The sequence below is a fragment of the Mobilisporobacter senegalensis genome, assembly GCF_003752155.1.
In the GTDB taxonomy this organism is placed as follows: Bacteria; Bacillota; Clostridia; order Lachnospirales; family Lachnospiraceae; genus Mobilisporobacter; species Mobilisporobacter senegalensis.
Window position 1 is genome coordinate 62,158 of sequence record NZ_RJVG01000003.1, and the last position, 18,479, is coordinate 80,636.

General features: G+C 33.1%; 20 protein-coding genes. 19 read left to right on the forward strand and 1 reads right to left on the reverse strand.

All coding sequences use genetic code 11. From position 1 onward, the window contains the following. Positions 1-293 precede the first annotated feature (293 nt). The 19 genes from EDD66_RS05615 (at position 294) to EDD66_RS05705 (ending at position 17,976) form a co-directional block, all read left to right on the forward strand. Complete coding sequence (locus tag EDD66_RS05615; RefSeq protein WP_123608592.1) at positions 294-611, forward strand: ArsR/SmtB family transcription factor; 318 nt, start codon at positions 294-296, stop codon at positions 609-611. Continuing rightward, positions 602-2,251, forward strand: coding sequence for an FAD-dependent oxidoreductase (locus tag EDD66_RS05620; protein WP_123608593.1), 1,650 nt, complete (start codon positions 602-604; stop codon positions 2,249-2,251). The genes EDD66_RS05615 and EDD66_RS05620 overlap by 10 nt, the downstream gene beginning before the upstream one ends. Before the next feature lie 149 nt (positions 2,252-2,400). After that, on the forward strand, positions 2,401-2,748 hold the full coding sequence (locus EDD66_RS05625) for an ArsR/SmtB family transcription factor (protein WP_123608594.1): 348 nt from the start codon (positions 2,401-2,403) through the stop codon (positions 2,746-2,748). A gap of 13 nt (positions 2,749-2,761) precedes the next feature. Next, a complete protein-coding gene (gene arsB / locus EDD66_RS05630; protein WP_123608595.1) occupies positions 2,762-3,817 on the forward strand; it encodes an ACR3 family arsenite efflux transporter in 1,056 nt (351 codons plus the stop codon). A gap of 105 nt (positions 3,818-3,922) precedes the next feature. Then, on the forward strand, positions 3,923-4,315 hold the full coding sequence (gene arsD, locus EDD66_RS05635; RefSeq protein ID WP_123608596.1) for an arsenite efflux transporter metallochaperone ArsD: 393 nt from the start codon (positions 3,923-3,925) through the stop codon (positions 4,313-4,315). 34 nt (positions 4,316-4,349) lie between these two features. Further along, entirely contained in the window at positions 4,350-6,110 is a 1,761-nt protein-coding gene (gene arsA / locus EDD66_RS05640) for an arsenical pump-driving ATPase (protein WP_123608912.1), read from the forward strand. A gap of 304 nt (positions 6,111-6,414) precedes the next feature. Further along, positions 6,415-6,675 carry a DUF4321 domain-containing protein gene (locus EDD66_RS05645; RefSeq protein ID WP_123608913.1) on the forward strand — a complete coding sequence of 87 codons (261 nt, stop codon included), beginning with the start codon at positions 6,415-6,417 and terminating at the stop codon, positions 6,673-6,675. 75 nt (positions 6,676-6,750) lie between these two features. After that, positions 6,751-7,455: a RadC family protein gene (gene radC / locus EDD66_RS05650; protein ID WP_243115308.1), complete on the forward strand. Its 705-nt coding sequence runs from the start codon at positions 6,751-6,753 to the stop codon at positions 7,453-7,455. 101 nt (positions 7,456-7,556) lie between these two features. After that, positions 7,557-8,591: a rod shape-determining protein gene (mreB, locus tag EDD66_RS05655; protein ID WP_123608597.1), complete on the forward strand. Its 1,035-nt coding sequence runs from the start codon at positions 7,557-7,559 to the stop codon at positions 8,589-8,591. Between the two features lies 1 nt (position 8,592). Beyond that, positions 8,593-9,462, forward strand: coding sequence for a rod shape-determining protein MreC (mreC, locus tag EDD66_RS05660; RefSeq protein ID WP_123608598.1), 870 nt, complete (start codon positions 8,593-8,595; stop codon positions 9,460-9,462). A gap of 16 nt (positions 9,463-9,478) precedes the next feature. Further along, entirely contained in the window at positions 9,479-9,985 is a 507-nt protein-coding gene (gene mreD, locus EDD66_RS05665) for a rod shape-determining protein MreD (RefSeq protein ID WP_243115309.1), read from the forward strand. 2 nt (positions 9,986-9,987) lie between these two features. Next, positions 9,988-12,834, forward strand: a complete 2,847-nt coding sequence (locus tag EDD66_RS05670) for a penicillin-binding transpeptidase domain-containing protein (protein WP_123608600.1) — start codon at positions 9,988-9,990, stop codon at positions 12,832-12,834. 131 nt (positions 12,835-12,965) lie between these two features. Then, positions 12,966-13,631 (forward strand): septum site-determining protein MinC, encoded by a 666-nt coding sequence (gene minC / locus EDD66_RS05675; protein ID WP_123608601.1) that lies wholly within the window; start codon positions 12,966-12,968, stop codon positions 13,629-13,631. A gap of 102 nt (positions 13,632-13,733) precedes the next feature. Then, positions 13,734-14,522, forward strand: a complete 789-nt coding sequence (gene minD / locus EDD66_RS05680) for a septum site-determining protein MinD (RefSeq protein WP_123608602.1) — start codon at positions 13,734-13,736, stop codon at positions 14,520-14,522. Positions 14,523-14,539: 17 nt separating this feature from the next. Next, on the forward strand, positions 14,540-14,812 hold the full coding sequence (gene minE, locus EDD66_RS05685) for a cell division topological specificity factor MinE (RefSeq protein ID WP_123608603.1): 273 nt from the start codon (positions 14,540-14,542) through the stop codon (positions 14,810-14,812). Positions 14,813-14,824: 12 nt separating this feature from the next. Further along, positions 14,825-15,946, forward strand: a complete 1,122-nt coding sequence (locus EDD66_RS05690) for an FtsW/RodA/SpoVE family cell cycle protein (RefSeq protein ID WP_123608604.1) — start codon at positions 14,825-14,827, stop codon at positions 15,944-15,946. A 5-nt stretch (positions 15,947-15,951) separates the two neighbouring features. Further along, a complete protein-coding gene (locus EDD66_RS05695) occupies positions 15,952-16,350 on the forward strand; it encodes a methylglyoxal synthase (protein ID WP_123608605.1) in 399 nt (132 codons plus the stop codon). 17 nt (positions 16,351-16,367) lie between these two features. Then, a complete protein-coding gene (locus EDD66_RS05700) occupies positions 16,368-17,336 on the forward strand; it encodes a D-alanyl-D-alanine carboxypeptidase family protein (protein ID WP_170164262.1) in 969 nt (322 codons plus the stop codon). Between the two features lie 220 nt (positions 17,337-17,556). Further along, entirely contained in the window at positions 17,557-17,976 is a 420-nt protein-coding gene (locus tag EDD66_RS05705) for a twitching motility protein PilT (RefSeq protein WP_207667755.1), read from the forward strand. Between the two features lie 187 nt (positions 17,977-18,163). Here the strand turns inward: EDD66_RS05705 and EDD66_RS05710 are convergent, their stop codons facing one another. Beyond that, positions 18,164-18,364, reverse strand: a complete 201-nt coding sequence (locus EDD66_RS05710; RefSeq protein ID WP_123608608.1) for a DUF378 domain-containing protein — start codon at positions 18,362-18,364, stop codon at positions 18,164-18,166. Positions 18,365-18,479: the final 115 nt, after the last annotated feature.

Here is an 18,479-nt window from a genome sequence, read left to right on the forward strand (position 1 = left end):
ATTATTTATAGTGATAGATTACATCAGTTCAATAGTATTCACAATGGGATATGCTTACTTAGGATATTAAAATGCCTATTTGATATATAATTGGAAATATTTGAAATATAGTGCTAAGTGTCGTAGTTTTTTATTAGAATTAAATAAGTTATTTGAAAAATACTAAGTAAAATAGGAGTATCTTAAGAGATATGTTAAATATATGTAAACACATTGACACTTATCTATATGAGGTTTATACTAAGATATAGATAAATATCTATATCTTAGATATGAAAGGAGTGAATCAGGAAATGTACAAAGGATATGTACTAATATTTAAGGCTTTATCAGATGAAACAAGATTAAAGATAGTTGAAATGCTATCTTGTGGTGAAATGTGTGCATGTGATTTGCTAGAATCATTTCAAATCACCCAACCAACATTATCCTACCATATGAAGATCTTAACTGAGTGTGGATTAGTGAATGGCAGAAAAGAAGGCTCCTGGATGAGATATAGTACTAATATGAAATCAGTTGAATCCATAAAAGAATTTTGGGAGCGGATAACAACGGAACATGAAAATTGTATATGTAAAACCTCTAAGGAGATGGGTAAATGCGATTAGTAATTATTGGTGCAGTAGCAGCTGGTACATCGGCTGCAGCGAAAGCAAGAAGAAATAATGAAGAAGCTGAGATAGTAATATACGAGAAAGATAACTTTATATCATATTCAGGATGCGGTATGCCATATGCCATAGGAGGAGAAGTGGATAGTGATGACTTGACTCCAAGAGATTCAGAATTTTTTAAAAGGAAGTATAACATCCATATATTAACATTACATGAGGTAACTTCTTTAAACTCCAAGAATAAAACTTTAGAGATCAAGAATTTGTCAACGGGTGAATTATTCACAGACACATATGATAAATTAATAATTGCCACTGGTGCCAGTGCTATTATCCCGCCAATAAAAGGAGCAGATGGGAAACATGTTTTTTCCTTAAGGAATATCAATGATATGAATAAGATCAAAGAACATATTCAAGTGCACCAGCCTAAAACAGCGGCTATTGCAGGAACTGGATTTATCGGATTAGAAGTATGTGAGAATCTAAAGAAACTTGGAATCAGGGTCACATTAATTGAAAAACTGCCTCAGGTTACACCTGGACTGGATAGTGATATGGCAGTTTATGTGAAAGATTATCTCATTAAGAATGACATTGTAGTTATTACTGATGCCTCTGTAAAAGAGATTACGCAAAATAGCGTAATCTTATCTGATGAGAGAGAAGTTCAGGCAGATATGATCCTTCTGTCTACTGGAGTACGCCCAAATACAGAATTAGCAAAGATGGCAGGAATAGAATTGGGAATTGCTGATGCTATTAAAGTGGATGAAACAATGAGAACAAATATTGAAGATATCTACGCATGTGGTGATTGTATTGAACATTATCATGTAGTTACAGGAAAAAGGGTCTATCGTCCATTAGGATCCACAGCCAATAAAACGGGAAGAATTGCAGGAGACTGCATAACAGGTGGAAATCTTAAGTTTCGTGGGATTTTAGGAACCGGTATCTTCAAAATTTTTGATATGGTAGTGGCCCAGACAGGTCTATCGGAAAAAGAAGCAAAAGAATCAGGTTATGATGTTGCCGTCTGCCATAATATAAAGCCAAATAAAGCTATGTATATGGGCGGGAAAGAAATGGTGATTAAAGGAATTGCAGATAAGAAGAGCGGAAGGCTCCTGGGAGCTCAAATTATTGGTTATGAGGGTGTGGATAAAAGGATTGATGTCTTTGTAACTGCAATAACATTTAAAGGGAAAGCAGATGATTTATTCCACTTGGATTTAGCATATGCACCTCCGTTTTCTACAGCGAAAGATCCAGTGATGTATACAGGAATGATTCTGGATAATGCAATATATGGAGCTCAGCCTTTAATAACAGCAATGGAGTTAAATGAATTAATAGAATCAGGGAAGGATTATACTCTAATTGATGCAAGAGCAAATTCCCAATATGAAAAAGAGCATGTTGAAACAGCCACTAATATACCACATGAAAAACTTAGGGAATCAATAAAAGATCTAGATAAGGAAGTCATTGCAGTTACTTACTGCAATAAAGGAGTTACTGGCAATGCAGCTCAAAATATCTTACGAAACCATGGTTTTAAGAAAGTATTTAATCTGTCTGGCGGACAGAGACAATTTATGAAAATAAAAGATAAAAAACCTGATATGTAACCTATAAAATATCTTTGCATAATATATGAATATATGCTCATATGCTTATATATTTATATCTCTATACAAATATATGCCCATCTAATATCTAATCTGTAAAAAGTGAAATATAAATATAATATAGATTAGATAGTAAGTGGGGTGGATTCATGACTGAGATCTTTAAAGCTCTGTCTGAAGAAAGCAGATTAAGAATACTGTCTTTACTAATGGATAAGGAAATGTGTGTATGTGAGCTAGAGGTTTGTTTAAAGATGACACAATCCAATGCATCAAGGCATCTGATGGTTTTGAAAAAATCCGGTATTCTTGAAAGCTGTAAGAAGGCACAATGGGCTTATTTTCGTATCAGTGATAAGTTCAAAGAAGAACATAGACATCTATGGGAATATTTAAAGATACATTTAAAAGAGCTAAGAACATATGAAAGAGATAATATGGAGAGAGAGAAGTATAAAGGGATTGATATTTGTTCATATATGAATGAACAACGTTAAGGAGAGAATAAAAATGAGTAATGATAACACACCGGGGATAGGATTTTTTTCAAAGTATTTAACTATTTGGGTAGCGGTTTGTATGATAATAGGTGTATTAATTGGTAAGTTCATGCCATTTATACCAGATTTTTTTGACCAGTTTGAATATGCCAATGTATCCATACCTACAGCAATACTTATATGGGTCATGATCTACCCAATGATGATGAAAGTAGATTTTCAAAGTATTAAGGATGTTCGTAAGAATCCAAAAGGATTATATGTAACATGGATTACAAATTGGATAATCAAACCTTTTACAATGTATGGAATTGCAGCAGCTTTCTTCTATGTAATTTTTAAAGGTCTTATTCCAGCAGAATTAGCAAAAGATTATTTAGCAGGAGCAGTTTTACTTGGAGCCGCTCCATGTACTGCCATGGTATTTGTATGGAGCCAATTAACAAAAGGGAATCCAGCATATACAATCGTTCAGGTGGCGACTAACGATCTTATTATTTTAATTGCATTTGTACCTATCGTTAAATTTTTACTGGGGGTAAGTGATGTATCTGTACCATGGGACACTTTGATTTTATCTGTGATTCTATTTGTTGTAATTCCATTAGCAGGAGGTATTATTACCAGGATGGTTATTACAAAAAATAAAGGTATTGAATACTTTGAAAAACAATTTCTGCCAAGATTTGATAGTGCTACAACAGTAGGATTGTTATTAATGTTAGTGCTGCTGTTTTCCTTTCAGGGAGAAGTAATATTAGGAAATCCTGTACATATTCTTCTCATTGCGGTACCATTAACGATTCAGACTATATTAATATTCTTTGTAGCTTATTTTACTTCAAGAATATTAAATTTACCTCATGATATTGCTGCTCCGGCAGGCATGATCGGGGCTTCTAATTTCTTTGAATTAGCAGTAGCAGTAGCAATTGCATTATTTGGCATGGAGTCACCTGCGGCGCTGGCAACAACGGTAGGTGTGTTAACAGAAGTTCCTATTATGTTACTTCTTGTTAAAATAGCAAATAATACAAAGAATTGGTTTCCCAACATAACAAAATAAGGAATCAGAATTAATCTTGGGATTCCATTGTTCTGTTTAATATGTAATATTTTAACTTATTAAATATCAGTATTAAAATCATAATAAAATGAATGGAGAGATAGTATGAAGAAAATGCAGATTTTTGAACCGGCCATGTGTTGTTCCACGGGAATTTGCGGAGTGGGTGTTGATCCTGAACTTTTAAGGATTTCTACAGTATTAAATACTTTAGAAAAGAATGGCATAAAAGTGGACCGCTTTAACCTTTCAAATGCACCTGATGAATTTATAAAAAATCAGACAATCAATAAATTTATTAATGAGAAAGGTGTGGAAGAATTACCAGCCATTATGGTTGATGATGAAATAGTACTTACGGGCAGATATCCTAAGAATGAAGAATTTGTAAAAATACTTGAACTCCCGGCAAATCTTCTTGCCATACAACCTAAAAGGGTCAGAGCAACAATTAGAAAATCAAGAGGTTGTGGCTGTTCAGGTGGGGATTGTTGTTAATGTGTTACGTGGGTATAGAGAGGATAATGAAATTATGAATAGTAAATCAGCTGGAAATTTATTTTATTTTGAACCAAAGGAACGAAATCTCACCAAATATCTTTTCTATACAGGAAAAGGGGGAGTGGGTAAGACTTCAGCTGCATGTGCAACCGCAGTTCATCTTGCTGACAATGGATATAAGGTATTTTTAATAAGTACAGACCCGGCTTCTAATCTACAGGATGTTTTTGAAACAGAACTTGATAATAAAGGAGTTTTTATTAAAGAAATTCCAAATCTTATGGTCGCCAATCTTGATCCGATTCAAGCGGCAGCAGAGTATAGGGAAAGTGTGATTGAACCATACAGGGGGAAATTACCTGATTCTGTCATCAATAATATGGAAGAACAGCTTTCGGGTTCGTGTACCGTTGAGATAGCTGCATTTAATGAATTCTCTAAGTTTATTACAGATAAAAAGGTGTATGATGAATTTGATCATATTATATTTGATACGGCTCCAACCGGTCATACTTTAAGAATGTTACAGCTTCCTTCTGCCTGGAGTAACTTTATTAGTGAAAATACTCATGGAGCTTCCTGCCTTGGACAGCTCGCAGGATTAGAGGATAAGAAAGAGATATATAAGAAAGCAGTGGAAACCTTGGCGGATGGAACTTTAACTACATTAATATTAGTTTCACGTCCAGAAATGACACCACTAAAAGAAGCATATAGAGCATCAAAAGAGTTAGAAGAGATTGGGGTTAAAAATCAATGGATGATTATTAATGGAATATTAACATCCTTTGATGACCCTGTTTCAGAAGGTTTATATAAGAAACAAAGAAAAGCATTAGAAGATATGCCGGAGGAATTAAAACGTTTGGAAACTTATATTATTCCTTTGCGGGCATATAATGTAACAGGAATTAAAAATGTAAAAGCATTCCTTACGGAAGATAATTATATTGCTGCAGATGATAAACTGCACACAGATAATTTATTTAATCTTCAGAATATAATCGATGATTTCATTACTACAGAGAAGAAAGTAATATTTACCATGGGAAAAGGAGGGGTTGGAAAAACGACCATTGCAGCAGCAATTGCCCTTGGGTTAGCAGCGAAAGGGAAAAAAGTACATTTAGCAACGACCGATCCGGCTGCCCATCTGAAATTTGTAATAAAAGAAAATAATAACATAACTATGAGCCATATTGATGAACAGGAAGAACTTAAGAAATACCAGGAGGAAGTTCTTTCAAAAGCCAAAGAGTCTATGTCACAAGAAGATATAGAATATGTAGAAGAAGATTTACGTTCGCCATGTACTCAGGAGATTGCAGTCTTTCGTGCATTTGCCGAAATCGTAGATAAGGCGGATGATAGGATTGTAGTGATAGATACAGCGCCTACAGGACATACATTATTACTTCTTGATTCAACTCAGAGCTATCATAAAGAAATTGAACGATCCTCCGGAGTCATACCTGAAGCTGTGAAGAAATTATTACCAAGACTTCGCAATGAGGAAGAGACACAAGTAATTATAGTAACCCTTCCAGAAGCAACTCCTGTCTATGAAGCGATGCGTTTAGAAGAAGATCTGACGCGGGCTGGAATTCATACAAAATGGTGGGTGATTAATTCTTCCCTGTATCAGACGAACACTTCTAATAAATTATTGGCTTCAAAAGCAAGTAATGAAATCAAATGGATGAATACTGTAGATAAACATTCTAATAGTAAATTTGCGGTTATTTCCTGGAGTGAGGAGGAAATCAAAGGAGATAAATTACTAAGGCTATAATATTGAATTCAAGTATATATTAACAGATTCAGATATTCAACAACCTCCAAATTGATCAAAGAGAACTACCATTTGGAGGTTGTTTTAATTATAAGTTCTTATAATATAGTAATAGCCTAAGAACAATAACTATTCATACATTCCATTGTGTTTCGGTTTCATTTGACTACAAAATAGTGTATAATTTTTTTGGTTTTAGTGTGTATACAAATAATAGTAGTTATGTTAAAATGTAGGTTGGAAAGTTACTATCAGATAAATAGGGGCGTTTACTTGATAAACCGGAGGTAATTAAATGGGAAGAATGAGTAGAACAAACGGTAAAAATACCTGGGCGTTATTCTTGCTAATACTTGCAGGCATTGTATTAGGTGGTTTTATAGGCTATCTTGCAAAAGACTTTTCCTATCTGTCATGGTTAAACTATGGACAAAAATTTGGCCTTAGTGAACCATTTGTTTTGAATTTAGGAATATTAGTTATTACTTTTGGCATTAATATTAAAATTACCATGGCAAGTATCATTGGCGTAATTATTTCGATCATTGTATATCGTACAATATAAGAAGTGTTACAAACTTATTCATAGTAAGTAAAATCATGGGGGATTTTGCTTAGGGAGAATGAATAAGGAGAAAACGTGAATAATAAGTATTTAACAGTCAAAGAATTACCAATGTCAGAAAGACCTTACGAAAAATGTGAAAAATATGGTGCTTGTTCTTTATCCGATGCAGAACTTTTGGCTGCTATCATTAAGACAGGTTCTAAAAATGTAAGGTCTATTGATTTAGCCCACCACATATTGAATTATTCGAAAGCCAATAAGGGACTTATTGGTCTTAATTATATGTCTATGAATGAGTTCATGAGTATCAAAGGAATTGGGAAAGTAAAAGCAATTCAAATGTTATGTATTGCCGAATTAACGAAGCGGATGGCAAAAGCAACCAATCAGGCAGGTCTGAAATTACTAAGTCCCGGTGCAGTTGCTGATTACTATATGCAGGATATGAGGCATATGACAAGAGAACAAATTCTTATTGTTTTTATTGATTCAAAGAGCAAAGTTCTTGGTGATATGGTTATTTCTTCAGGTACCGTCAATTCTTCTATTGTTGCTCCGAGGGAAGTTTTCTTAAATGCATTAAGGCATTGTGCAACTTATATTATAATGCTGCACAATCATCCCAGTGGTGACCCAACCCCTAGTAAAGAAGATGTTATTACAACAAAGAGGATAAAAGAAGCAGGTATATTAATTGGAATTAAGCTTATGGATCACATTATAATTGGTGATAATAAATATATAAGCTTAAAAGAGCAGGGAATTCTGGATACTTAGGCTTCATTGAAAGAAATCTTTGAATCTTGATCTGAGACTCAGATGGACATGCAGGTATGCTTCTTGAGCATGATCACAAAATTGAAAGGAGTTTTTATTTAATGGTTAAAAAAGCTTTGGGCATAGATTTGGGTACTAGTACCATTAAAATATATAAAAAAGGGGAAGGAGTAATATTAGATGAACGTAATATTATAGCGATTGCCAACAAAAAAGATATTATCGCAGTTGGTAATGATGCGTTTGATATGTATGAAAAAGCACCATCCAATATTAATGTTACCTACCCTGTAAAAAGTGGTGTTATAGCTGATATAGCAAATATGCAATCTTTATTGAACCATCTTTTAAGAAAAATAGGCCAAGGATCAAAAATTAGCGGAATGTCATATATTATCGCTGTTCCCACGGACATTACGGAAGTGGAGAAAAGAGCATTTTATGATCTGATTGCCAATTCCAGTGCAAAAGCAAAATCAATTTTAGTAGTTGAAAAACCTGTAGCAGATGCATTAGGTGTCGGATTAGACGTTACCAATGCCAGAGGTGTCATGACTGTAAATATTGGTGCGGATACTACGGAGATATCTATTATTTCCCTTGGTGGAATCGTTTTAAGTAAACTTATACCTGTTGGAGGGAATAAGTTGGATGAATCTATCAGACAGTATGTCAAGAAGAAATACAATCTTATTATTGGCGATAAAACAGCCGAGGTCATTAAGAAAGAATTAGCAAATGCAACTCCAGGTGATGAAAATACAATCAAAGCTTTCGGACGAAATGTTGTTCGCGGGTTACCAAGCCAGATGGATATAAGTTCAGCCATGGTTTATGAATCAATTAAAGAATACCTTTATACAATCATAGACAGTATAAAAATAATTTTAGAAAGAACACCACCAGAAATCTCTTCCGACATTATAGATACAGGCATATATATTACAGGAGGTTCTGCTAATATAAAAAACTTAGAAACTTTAATTAACAAAGAAACGGAGCTGCCAGTAAATATTTGCAAAGATGCAAGTAATTCTGTTGTTTTAGGTCTTGGAAGAATCATGGAAGAAGCTTCCCTATCGATGCTGGCAAATGATATCAGGCAAAGCACATATTCCACAAAGACGAGGGATTAAAATGAAACGAAGAACTAGAATTTCTATTGAACCAAAATATATTTTAGCAAGCTGCACCGCTTTGTGTCTTGTTATAATTTTGGTTTCGTTCAAGTACAGTGATGGACTTGGACCAATAAAAACTTCAGTTGGTACTGTACTTTCCCCAATGCAAAAAGGTATCAATTCCATTGGAAGATATATTTCTGATCGGGTTGATGACTTGAAGAATATTCAAAGTTTACAATCAGAGAATAAGAAACTGAAAGAAGAGCTAAGTACAATTTCCTATGAGAATAAAATATTGCAGCAAGATAAATATGAACTTGAAAATCTTCGAAATTTATATCAGTTAGATCAAAAATATGCAAGTTATCCTAAAGTAGCAGCAAGAGTTATCAGCAAAGAGACGAATAACTGGTATAATACATTTTTAATTGATAAGGGAACGGAAGATGGACTGGCTGTTGATATGAATGTACTTGCAGGAAACGGACTTGTGGGTATCATAACGGAAGCAGGAAAAAACTATTCCAGAGTACGTTCTATTATAGATGATAGTAGTAATGTAAGTGGAATGTTCTTAAAGACTTCGGATACTTGTATCGTAACAGGCAGTCTGAAATTAATAGACAGTGGCTTAATTCAGGTAAGCCATATTTCAAAAGATGCAGACGTTAAGGATGGTTATGAGATTGTAACTTCTAACATTAGTGATAAATATTTACAGGGTATTCTAATAGGATACATCAGTGATATCACTGTAGATGCTAATAATATGACAAAGTCAGGTTATTTAACGCCGGCAGTAAATTTTAATCGATTGGATACTGTATTAATTATTACTGAATTAAAAGAAAATACAGAAGAATTGAAAGAAATGATGAAATAATGAAAGGGTTTTGCGTATGAAACGTTTTGGCATCATGCTAATTATTATAATACTATGTTTTTTATTACAGAGTACTTTTTTTCAAGCATTGGCCCTTGCAGATGTTGTTCCTAATTTATTATTGATTATAACAGTTGCCGTTGGATATATGAGAGGACGCAAAGAAGGACTGGTCATTGGTTTAATATGCGGCCTTCTTTCTGATTTTGTATATAGTGATGTAATTGGAGTATGTGCTTTAATTTACATGGTCATTGGATATTTAAACGGTATTTTTAATATGCTGTTTTTTAGAGATGTGCTTACGATTCCTATTTTATTAATAGGGGTAAGTGATCTTGTTTACAATTTTATGTATTATGTTATGGAATTTTTATTAAGAAGCAGACTTAATCTGTTTTTCTATTTTAGAAGAATCATGATTCCTGAATTAGTTTATACTGTTTTAGTTTCTGTTTTGCTCTATAAGTTATTACATAATTTGAATGCCTTTCTTGAGCGCAGGGAAAATAAGGAGGTATAATATTGCTTGATAATTTTTTAGAAGGATTAAAACGAATTATAAAATCCAGATTAATGCCAGTTTCTATCATCTATTTTTTGTTATTCTTTACGATCATATATCAATTATTTCATTTACAGATTGTAAATGGTGATGAGTACAATAATGAGATGGAACTAAAAACTGAGATTAAGAGAGATCTTAAAAGTACAAGAGGGAATATACGGGATAGAACCGGTAAACTTTTAGCCTATAACGAACTTTCTTACACTGTAACATTAGAAGATATCGGTGAACTCCAGACCAATGAGGAAAAAAATGCAATGATCTATGATCTGATTCAGATCATAGAGAAGCACGGGGATACGATTGCCTATGATTTCCCTTTGGCATTTAATAAAAACGATGAAATTGAATTTACAGTAGATAAAAATGAAGAACTAAGATTTAAAAAAGATATTTATTATCATTCTAAAATAGAAGAATTAACGACAGAAGAAAAAAATGCAACTGCAAAGGAAGTTTATGATTATCTAAGAGGCTTCACTGATATAAGAAGTATGTTTGATATTACAGAGGAATATACAGATGAAGAAGCATTAAAGATAATGACGGTCCGATATGCTCAATTTATGAACACTTATCGTAAATATCTTCCAATTACTGTTGCGATGAATGTTGATGATAAGACAGTTGCTGCAGTCAAAGAGAATAGTGAAAAGTTACCAGGGGTTGATATTTTGCAGGAAACCCATAGAGTATATGCAGACAGTAAATATTTTGCCCATATATTAGGTTACACAGGATTAATTACTCAGGAAGCTTTGGATGAAATCAAATCCAACGGACAGGAAGATAATTATACTTTAACGGATCAGGTGGGTAAATCTGGTATTGAAAAAGAATATGAATCCTATTTACATGGGTTAAAAGGTTATGAGACCGTAACCGTAAATGAATCCAATCGGGTTCTTGAAGTAAAAGATACAGTGGAACCAGTTGCTGGTAATGATATTTATCTGACTATTGATAGTGACTTGCAAAAAACAACATATGATTTGCTGGAGAAACAAATAGCAGGAATCCTTGTGTCTAAGATCACGAATAGTACTAATGTTGGAAGTAAAGGAGTTAGTGCAGCAGATATTTTGATCCCTATTTATGATGTTTATTTTGCTCTGATCAATAATAATGTAATCGATATTAATTCCTTCAGCCAAAATGATGCAACGGCTTTAGAAAAGAGCGTGCACCAAAAATTCCTCAATGAACAAAAAAATGTTTTCCGGCAACTAGATTCTATCATGGCACTGAATAGCAAAACATTGAATATTTCAGTTTCTGATGAAATGGAAGGATATTTAACGTATATATTTGATTTATTGCAAAAAAAAGGGATTTTAATAAAAGACAGTATTGAAACAACTGATGAGAAGTATCTTGATTATAAGGGGAATAAAATCAGTTTAAGTGAATTTCTTCAACATGCTTTATCAAAGAACTGGATTGATTTAAATAAGTTAGATATTGACGAAAAATATTATAGCACTGATGAATTATATGGTAAATTAATGGAGTACACTGATAAAATATTAACTGATGATGGCGAATTCAACAAAAAAATCTATCGTTCTTTAGTATATTCGTACAAATTATCTGGAACTGAAATTTGTCTTTTATTATTTGACCAAGGTGTGTTAAAATATAATGAGGATGAAATTGCCAATTTACAGAATGGTAATATTTCCTCCTATAGTTTTTTAATAGATAAAATCAAAAAATTAAAAATTACTCCGGCTCAACTTGCATTGGAACCATGTTCAGGATCAGCTGTAATTACGGATACTAAGACTGGTGATGTGCTGGCTCTGGTTTCTTATCCATCTTATGATAATAACAAGTTAGCCAATACAGTTGATTCAAAGTATTATAACAAATTGTTTGATGATAAGGCATATCCTATGTTGAATAGACCGCTCCAGTCAAAGACAGCACCAGGGTCTACCTTTAAGATGGTATCAGCTACCGCAGGATTAGAAGAAGGGGTTATTTCACCAGGGGAAAAGATCATAGATAAAGGTGTTTTTGAAAAATTGTCCCATAGCCCTAAATGCTGGGTATATCCAAATAATCATGGTGCTGTTGATACAATTCATGCATTGGAAGTTTCCTGCAACTATTTCTTTTATGAAGTAGGTTATCGTTTAAGTATTACACCTACCGGCAAATTTGATAGTACCCTTGGTCTTGAGAAATTACAAAAATATGCTACTATGTATGGTTTTGATGCTCCATCAGGCTTGGAATTATCAGAATATAGTCCCCAGATTTCCGGAGAAGATTCTGTTCGTTCTGCCATTGGTCAAGGTACAAACAACTATACACCTGCTCAACTGGCCAGATATGTAACAACAATTGCCAATAGTGGAACTGCTTATAATTTAACACTTTTAGATAAAATCATGGACGTTGATGGTAAAACAGTTCTTAACAACAAAGCTACTGTTTATAATAAGCTGGATTTAAAAGCTTCTACCTGGGAGCAGCTTCATAAAGGTATGTTTGAAGTAGTGAATGGGCAGCAAAGTTCTATTGACCACTTATTTAAGAATCTGAATGTACAGGTGGCAGGGAAGACTGGTACGGCCCAGCAAAGTACTTTGCATCCAAATCATGCCTTGTTTGTATCCTACGCTCCTTTCGAGAAACCTGAGATTTCAGTGGTAACAACTATTCCTAATGGTTATGCATCAGGGAATGCGGCAGATTTTGCAAGTAAGATATATAAATATTATTTTAAAGCAGATGGGTATGAAGAACTCTTAGAAAAGGGAGTAACAGAAATTGAAAATACTCAGACAGGTGACTAATTACCTAGTTAAATGATTCTTAAGTACTATTATAATATATTTGATAGGTGAGTGTGAAAGGGTATCTTTCATACTCGGCTATTGTTCTAAAAATGGATAGACCATTCATTCTCGGAACTTGGAGGACTAATATGAATAATTCAGTTGTAATAAAGGCATATAATGGTGGAATCGTTGCAGTTTTAGATCCAGATTTAAGTTTTGAAGATTTAAAAGTGGAAATTGCATCAAAATTTAAAGCTTCCGCTAAATTCTTTAATAATGCACAGATGGCCATTAGTTTTGAAGGCAGGACTTTGTCAGATGAAGAAAAAATTGAAATTTTAGGTATCATATCAGAGAATTCAGACTTGCATATTGTATGCATTGTTGAGGATGATCCGGATAAAGATAAACAATTCCAAAAAAGCATTAACGAAAAATTAATGGAATTGAATACGAACACTGGACAATTTTATAAAGGAAATTTAAGATCAGGACAAGTTTTAGAAGTAGAAACAAGCATAATTATCATCGGCGATGTAAATCCAGGAGCAAAAGTAGTTTCTAAAGGCAATATTATAATATTGGGGTCATTAAAAGGTAATGTTTTTGCTGGTGCTACGGGAAATGAAAAATCATTTGTAGTAGCACTGGATATGAATCCTGTACAGATAAGAATTGCTGATGTAATTGCCAGAGCTCCGGACAAGCCGGTGAAAAATTCGGTAAAAGAGACCAAAATTGCATTTGTTGAAGATGGAAATATTTATATCGAACCTCTTGACAAGAATGTTATTGGAGAATTAACTCTATAAAATATTATTTATTTCAAAATTGATTTGCATTATAAGCGGTTAAAATTTGATACCAAGTATTAGATTAATATAAAAACAGAAATTAAGTTTGGAGGAAATGCAATGGGAGAAGTAATAGTTATTACATCCGGTAAGGGTGGAGTTGGAAAAACAACCACTACAGCAAATGTGGGAACAGGATTAGCAAAGCTTGATAAAAAAGTTGTGCTAATTGATACTGATATAGGACTTAGAAATCTTGATGTTGTAATGGGCCTGGAAAACCGTATTGTCTACAACTTAGTAGATGTTATAGAAGGTAATTGCAGAATTAAACAGGCTTTAATTAAAGATAAAAGATATCCTAATCTTTATCTGCTGCCATCAGCACAGACAAGAGATAAAACTGCAGTAACACCAGAGCAGATGAAAAAATTAGCAGATGAGCTAAGAGGTGAATTTGATTACATACTTATGGACTGCCCTGCTGGTATTGAACAAGGGTTTAAAAATGCAATTGCTGGAGCTGACAGGGCTTTAGTAGTAACAACACCAGAAGTATCCGCTGTTCGCGATGCGGACAGAATTATCGGATTGTTAGAAGCAAATGAAATTAAACAAACCTATTTAATTGTAAATAGACTAAGAAATGATATGGTTAAACGTGGCGATATGATGTCAAGTGATGATGTTGTAGAAATTTTAGCTGTTGATTTAATCGGTGTGGTCCCAGATGATGAGAATATCGTTATCTCTACGAATCAAGGTGAACCTCTGGTAGGTAATGAATCTCTTGCTGGACAAGCTTACATGAACATTTGCCGTAGAATTTTAGGAGAAGAAGTACCTTTCCTTGATTTAAATGGTAAAGCGGGTCTATTTGCAAGACTTTCAAGTTTATTCAAAAAATAATAGGGAGGAAAGTAATAATGGGTTTTTCAGATTTCTTTAAGAAAAAAACTTCTAGCAATGTAGCAAAGGACAGGTTAAAACTGGTTTTAGTATCTGATAGAGCAAATTGTTCTCCTGAAATTATGGAACAAATGAAAAATGACATTATTAATGTTATCTCAAAGTATGTAGAGATTGATACAGACGGATTAGATATTAAAATCACACAAACAGAGTCTGAAGGAAATAATGGTACTGTACCTGCATTATTTGCTAATATACCAATTAAAGACCTTAAGGCTCATAAATAAGGATGATAATTAATGTTTAATTTTAAGCAGTATAATTGGAAAAATTTTAATTTTCCGCTAGTTACAATTATATTGATACTCAGTGTGATCAGTGTAATTATGGTAGGTTTCGTCGAAGGAGATTCTAAATCCCTGAAACATATCCTGGGTATTATTTTCGGTATATTCCTTATGTTGGGAGTAGCTTTAGTTGATTACCATTTTTTATGTAGATTGATGTGGGTTTTCTATGGGATTAACCTTATATTATTGTTATTGGTTAAATTCAGCCCATTAGGGAAAGAACAATTTTCGTCGAAACGATGGTTAGATTTAAAGGTATTTGATCTTCAACCTTCTGAATTAACAAAAATCTTTATGATTATATTTTTAGCCCAGCTTTTTACCATAATGCGTGAAAAATTGGATAAAGTCTCAACAGCAGTTATTGCTTTGATTTTAATGGGAATTCCAACTTTTCTTATTTTAATTCAGACCAATTTATCAACGAGTTTGGTTTTAATGTTTATCTTTCTAGTTATGATATATACAGCTGGATTGGACTATAAGATTATAATTCCGACTCTGGCTGTTGGCATTCCTGTTTCTGTGGCAATGTTATGGTATATACAACAGCCATTTCAAAAGATTTTACAGCCATATCAGCAACGAAGAGTTTTGTCTATTCTGCATCCAGAACTTTATCCGGATGCTATGTATCAACAGAACAATTCAGTACAAGCCATAGGTTCGGGTCAATTATATGGTAAGTTATTATTTGATAATGGAACTGAAATTCGAGGCAGTAAATATGTAGCAGTTGCAGAAAGTGATTTTATATTTTCTGTAATAGGAGAGGAACTGGGATTTATAGGTAGTTGTCTTGTCATCGGCTTATTAGTGCTTTTGGTAATTCAATGTATTAATACAGCAAGAAGAGCCAATGATTATACAGGAATGTTAGTTGCGGTAGGGTTATCTTCCATGTTCGCATTTCAGGTATTTGTAAATATTGGTGTTGCCACTTCGATTTTACCTAATACCGGACTTCCACTACCTTTTTTAAGTTATGGTCTAAGTTCTTTAATGAGTAGTATGATGGGGATTGGTTTGATTTTAAATATTGGTTTACAAAGAAAAAATTACAGGAGGTAGAGACTATGAATATCGGAATGATTGCACATGATGCAAAAAAGAAATTAATGCAAAACTTTTGTATTGCATATCGAGCAATTTTGAGTAAAAATGAAGTTTATGCAACAGGTACAACTGGAAGATTAATAGAAGAAGTAACTAATTTAAATGTTCACAAATATCTTGCAGGACATTTAGGCGGTGAACAGCAGTTAGGCGCTCAGATTGAACATAATCAGATTGACCTGGTTATCTTTTTAAGGGATCCACTAACTCAAAAATCACATGAACCAGATGTTAATAATGTAGTACATTTATGTGATATGCATAATATTCCATTAGCAACTAATTTAGCAACTGCTGAATTATTGATTAAAGCGTTGGACCGTGGTGATTTAGACTGGAGAGAAATATTTAAATCATAGTTAAGGGGGATTCTAGTTTGAAGAAAAGAGTTTTGTGTGTATTGCTCACAATAACCTTACTTACAGGATGTTCAAATTCTTCTGATGCAATCATCCCTTATGAAGATAGTTTAAACCTTCATCAGAATAATTTAGTGAATCTTAGCAATATTCAAAGAGGAGATTTATTTGCAAAGGATTTAACAGTAATTTCTAAGGATTTCAATAGTCCCAAGGATAATAATTTAAATTCTCTTTCTTCATTATTAATTAATGTTACGGATCAGGAAACGATATATTCTAATAATGTGCACGAAAGACTATATCCAGCAAGTATTACAAAAATAGCAACTGCACTTGTTGTATTAAAGCATGCAGACCTTACGGAAACAGTGACAATCAGTAAGAATGCAAGTAATATAACAGAGGCAGGTGCTAAATTATGTGGTTTTAAAGAAGGAGATCAAATCGTATTAAAAGATTTGCTTACTTCTTTATTAGTTTATTCAGGAAATGACGCAGGGATAGCTATTGCAGAACATGTTGCAGGGAGCGTATCTGCATTTGCTGATATGATGAACGAAGAGGTCAGGAAGATCGGTGCGGTTCATACGAATTTTTTGAATCCACATGGATTACATGATGATGATCATTATACGACTGGATATGATCTATATTTAATTTTTAATGAATTGTTACAATATCAGGAGTTTTTGGATATAATTAAGTTAGGGGAATATACTCTTACTTATAAAGATAATTCGGGAAAAGAAGTAAAAAAGGAATTCTCCAGTACAGATAGATACTTAACGGGTGCTGCAAATGTACCAAAAGGGATTACGGTACTTGGAGGAAAAACAGGAACAACATTTAAAGCGGGTTCTTGTCTTATTCTTGCCAGTAAGGACAAAGACGATAAAGTATATATATCTTTAGTATTAAAAGCAGATAGCAGTGATAACTTGTTTTATCAGATGACATATCTACTGGAGCTAATCTCTAAATAGGAAATGAATTTATCTGTTCATACATAGCAGTTTGTTTAAAAATGTTTATTCAATTGCAATGTGGTAACTGGAAAGCATAAAAGTATAGTTTACATTTGGATATTTTGCCGAATCTATCCAAATATCTATTGAATATTAGTATTATATATACTATAATTAATTCATAGCTATAATAATTTTATGCATATAATACAATATAATTCCTAAGGAGGAGATTACAATGGTTCAGATTATTGCAGGTCAAAAAGGCAAAGGGAAAACAAAAATCTTAATCAACAAAGTTAATGATGAGGTAAGATCATCGACGGGTAGTATTGTGTATCTTGACAAAAGTAATAAGCATATGTATGAATTAAGCAATAAGATCAGACTAATCAATGTGCGTGATTTTTTAATTAATAACTATAGTGAATTTTTGGGTTTTATATGCGGGATTATTTCACAGGACAGAGATTTAGAGAGAGTTTATTTGGATAGTTTTTTAAGAATAGCTAATATTGAAGAAAGTGACATAGGAAATGTATTAGGGAAACTAACAAAGATTTCTGAACAATTTAGTATTGATTTTGTAATTAGTATTTCAGTCGATCCTGAAAATCTTCCGGAAGAATATAAAGATAAAGTTATAGTATCTCTATAATATATATGGCTCTTTTGCAAGTGATGGGTGTAAGTTGGATCACACCATATCTCTTGTAAAAGAGTCGTTTTAATATTTGTCTTTATAAGGCTTCGTGGCAGAGCCATGAACATGTGAAACCCCCAGGCTTATTATATGAGTCTGGGGATTCTTTTTACTGGAAATTCAATTTAATTTAAACTATAAACTAATCATTATTTGATAATCTACCAAAATAACTTATTGCATAGAGACCTGCGATACCTACAATGCCATATATAATCCTGGATACTGCAGTCATATCTCCAAAAATCATTCTTACTAGGTCAAATCCAAAGAAACCGATTAAACCCCAATTCACAGCTCCAATTACAACTAGTATTAATGCGATATAATCTACTGTTTTCAATTCATTACCTCCTTTGGTTTCTTATAATATTATTGACTTAAATTATATTATTATTCATTTAGGGGTTTAAAATTATGAAAAAAATAAGTATAATATTAATAGTATGAATACAATG

Coding starts and splice junctions, on each gene's coding strand:
- EDD66_RS05615 (WP_123608592.1), top strand. CDS start 294: ATGTACAAAGGATATGTACTAATATTTAAGGCTTTATCAGATGAAACA.
- EDD66_RS05620 (WP_123608593.1), top strand. CDS start 602: ATGCGATTAGTAATTATTGGTGCAGTAGCAGCTGGTACATCGGCTGCA.
- EDD66_RS05625 (WP_123608594.1), top strand. CDS start 2,401: ATGACTGAGATCTTTAAAGCTCTGTCTGAAGAAAGCAGATTAAGAATA.
- arsB (WP_123608595.1), top strand. CDS start 2,762: ATGAGTAATGATAACACACCGGGGATAGGATTTTTTTCAAAGTATTTA.
- arsD (WP_123608596.1), top strand. CDS start 3,923: ATGAAGAAAATGCAGATTTTTGAACCGGCCATGTGTTGTTCCACGGGA.
- arsA (WP_123608912.1), top strand. CDS start 4,350: ATGAATAGTAAATCAGCTGGAAATTTATTTTATTTTGAACCAAAGGAA.
- EDD66_RS05645 (WP_123608913.1), top strand. CDS start 6,415: ATGAGTAGAACAAACGGTAAAAATACCTGGGCGTTATTCTTGCTAATA.
- mreB (WP_123608597.1), top strand. CDS start 7,557: ATGGTTAAAAAAGCTTTGGGCATAGATTTGGGTACTAGTACCATTAAA.
- mreC (WP_123608598.1), top strand. CDS start 8,593: ATGAAACGAAGAACTAGAATTTCTATTGAACCAAAATATATTTTAGCA.
- mreD (WP_243115309.1), top strand. CDS start 9,479: ATGAAACGTTTTGGCATCATGCTAATTATTATAATACTATGTTTTTTA.
- minC (WP_123608601.1), top strand. CDS start 12,966: ATGAATAATTCAGTTGTAATAAAGGCATATAATGGTGGAATCGTTGCA.
- minD (WP_123608602.1), top strand. CDS start 13,734: ATGGGAGAAGTAATAGTTATTACATCCGGTAAGGGTGGAGTTGGAAAA.
- minE (WP_123608603.1), top strand. CDS start 14,540: ATGGGTTTTTCAGATTTCTTTAAGAAAAAAACTTCTAGCAATGTAGCA.
- EDD66_RS05690 (WP_123608604.1), top strand. CDS start 14,825: ATGTTTAATTTTAAGCAGTATAATTGGAAAAATTTTAATTTTCCGCTA.
- EDD66_RS05695 (WP_123608605.1), top strand. CDS start 15,952: ATGAATATCGGAATGATTGCACATGATGCAAAAAAGAAATTAATGCAA.
- EDD66_RS05705 (WP_207667755.1), top strand. CDS start 17,557: ATGGTTCAGATTATTGCAGGTCAAAAAGGCAAAGGGAAAACAAAAATC.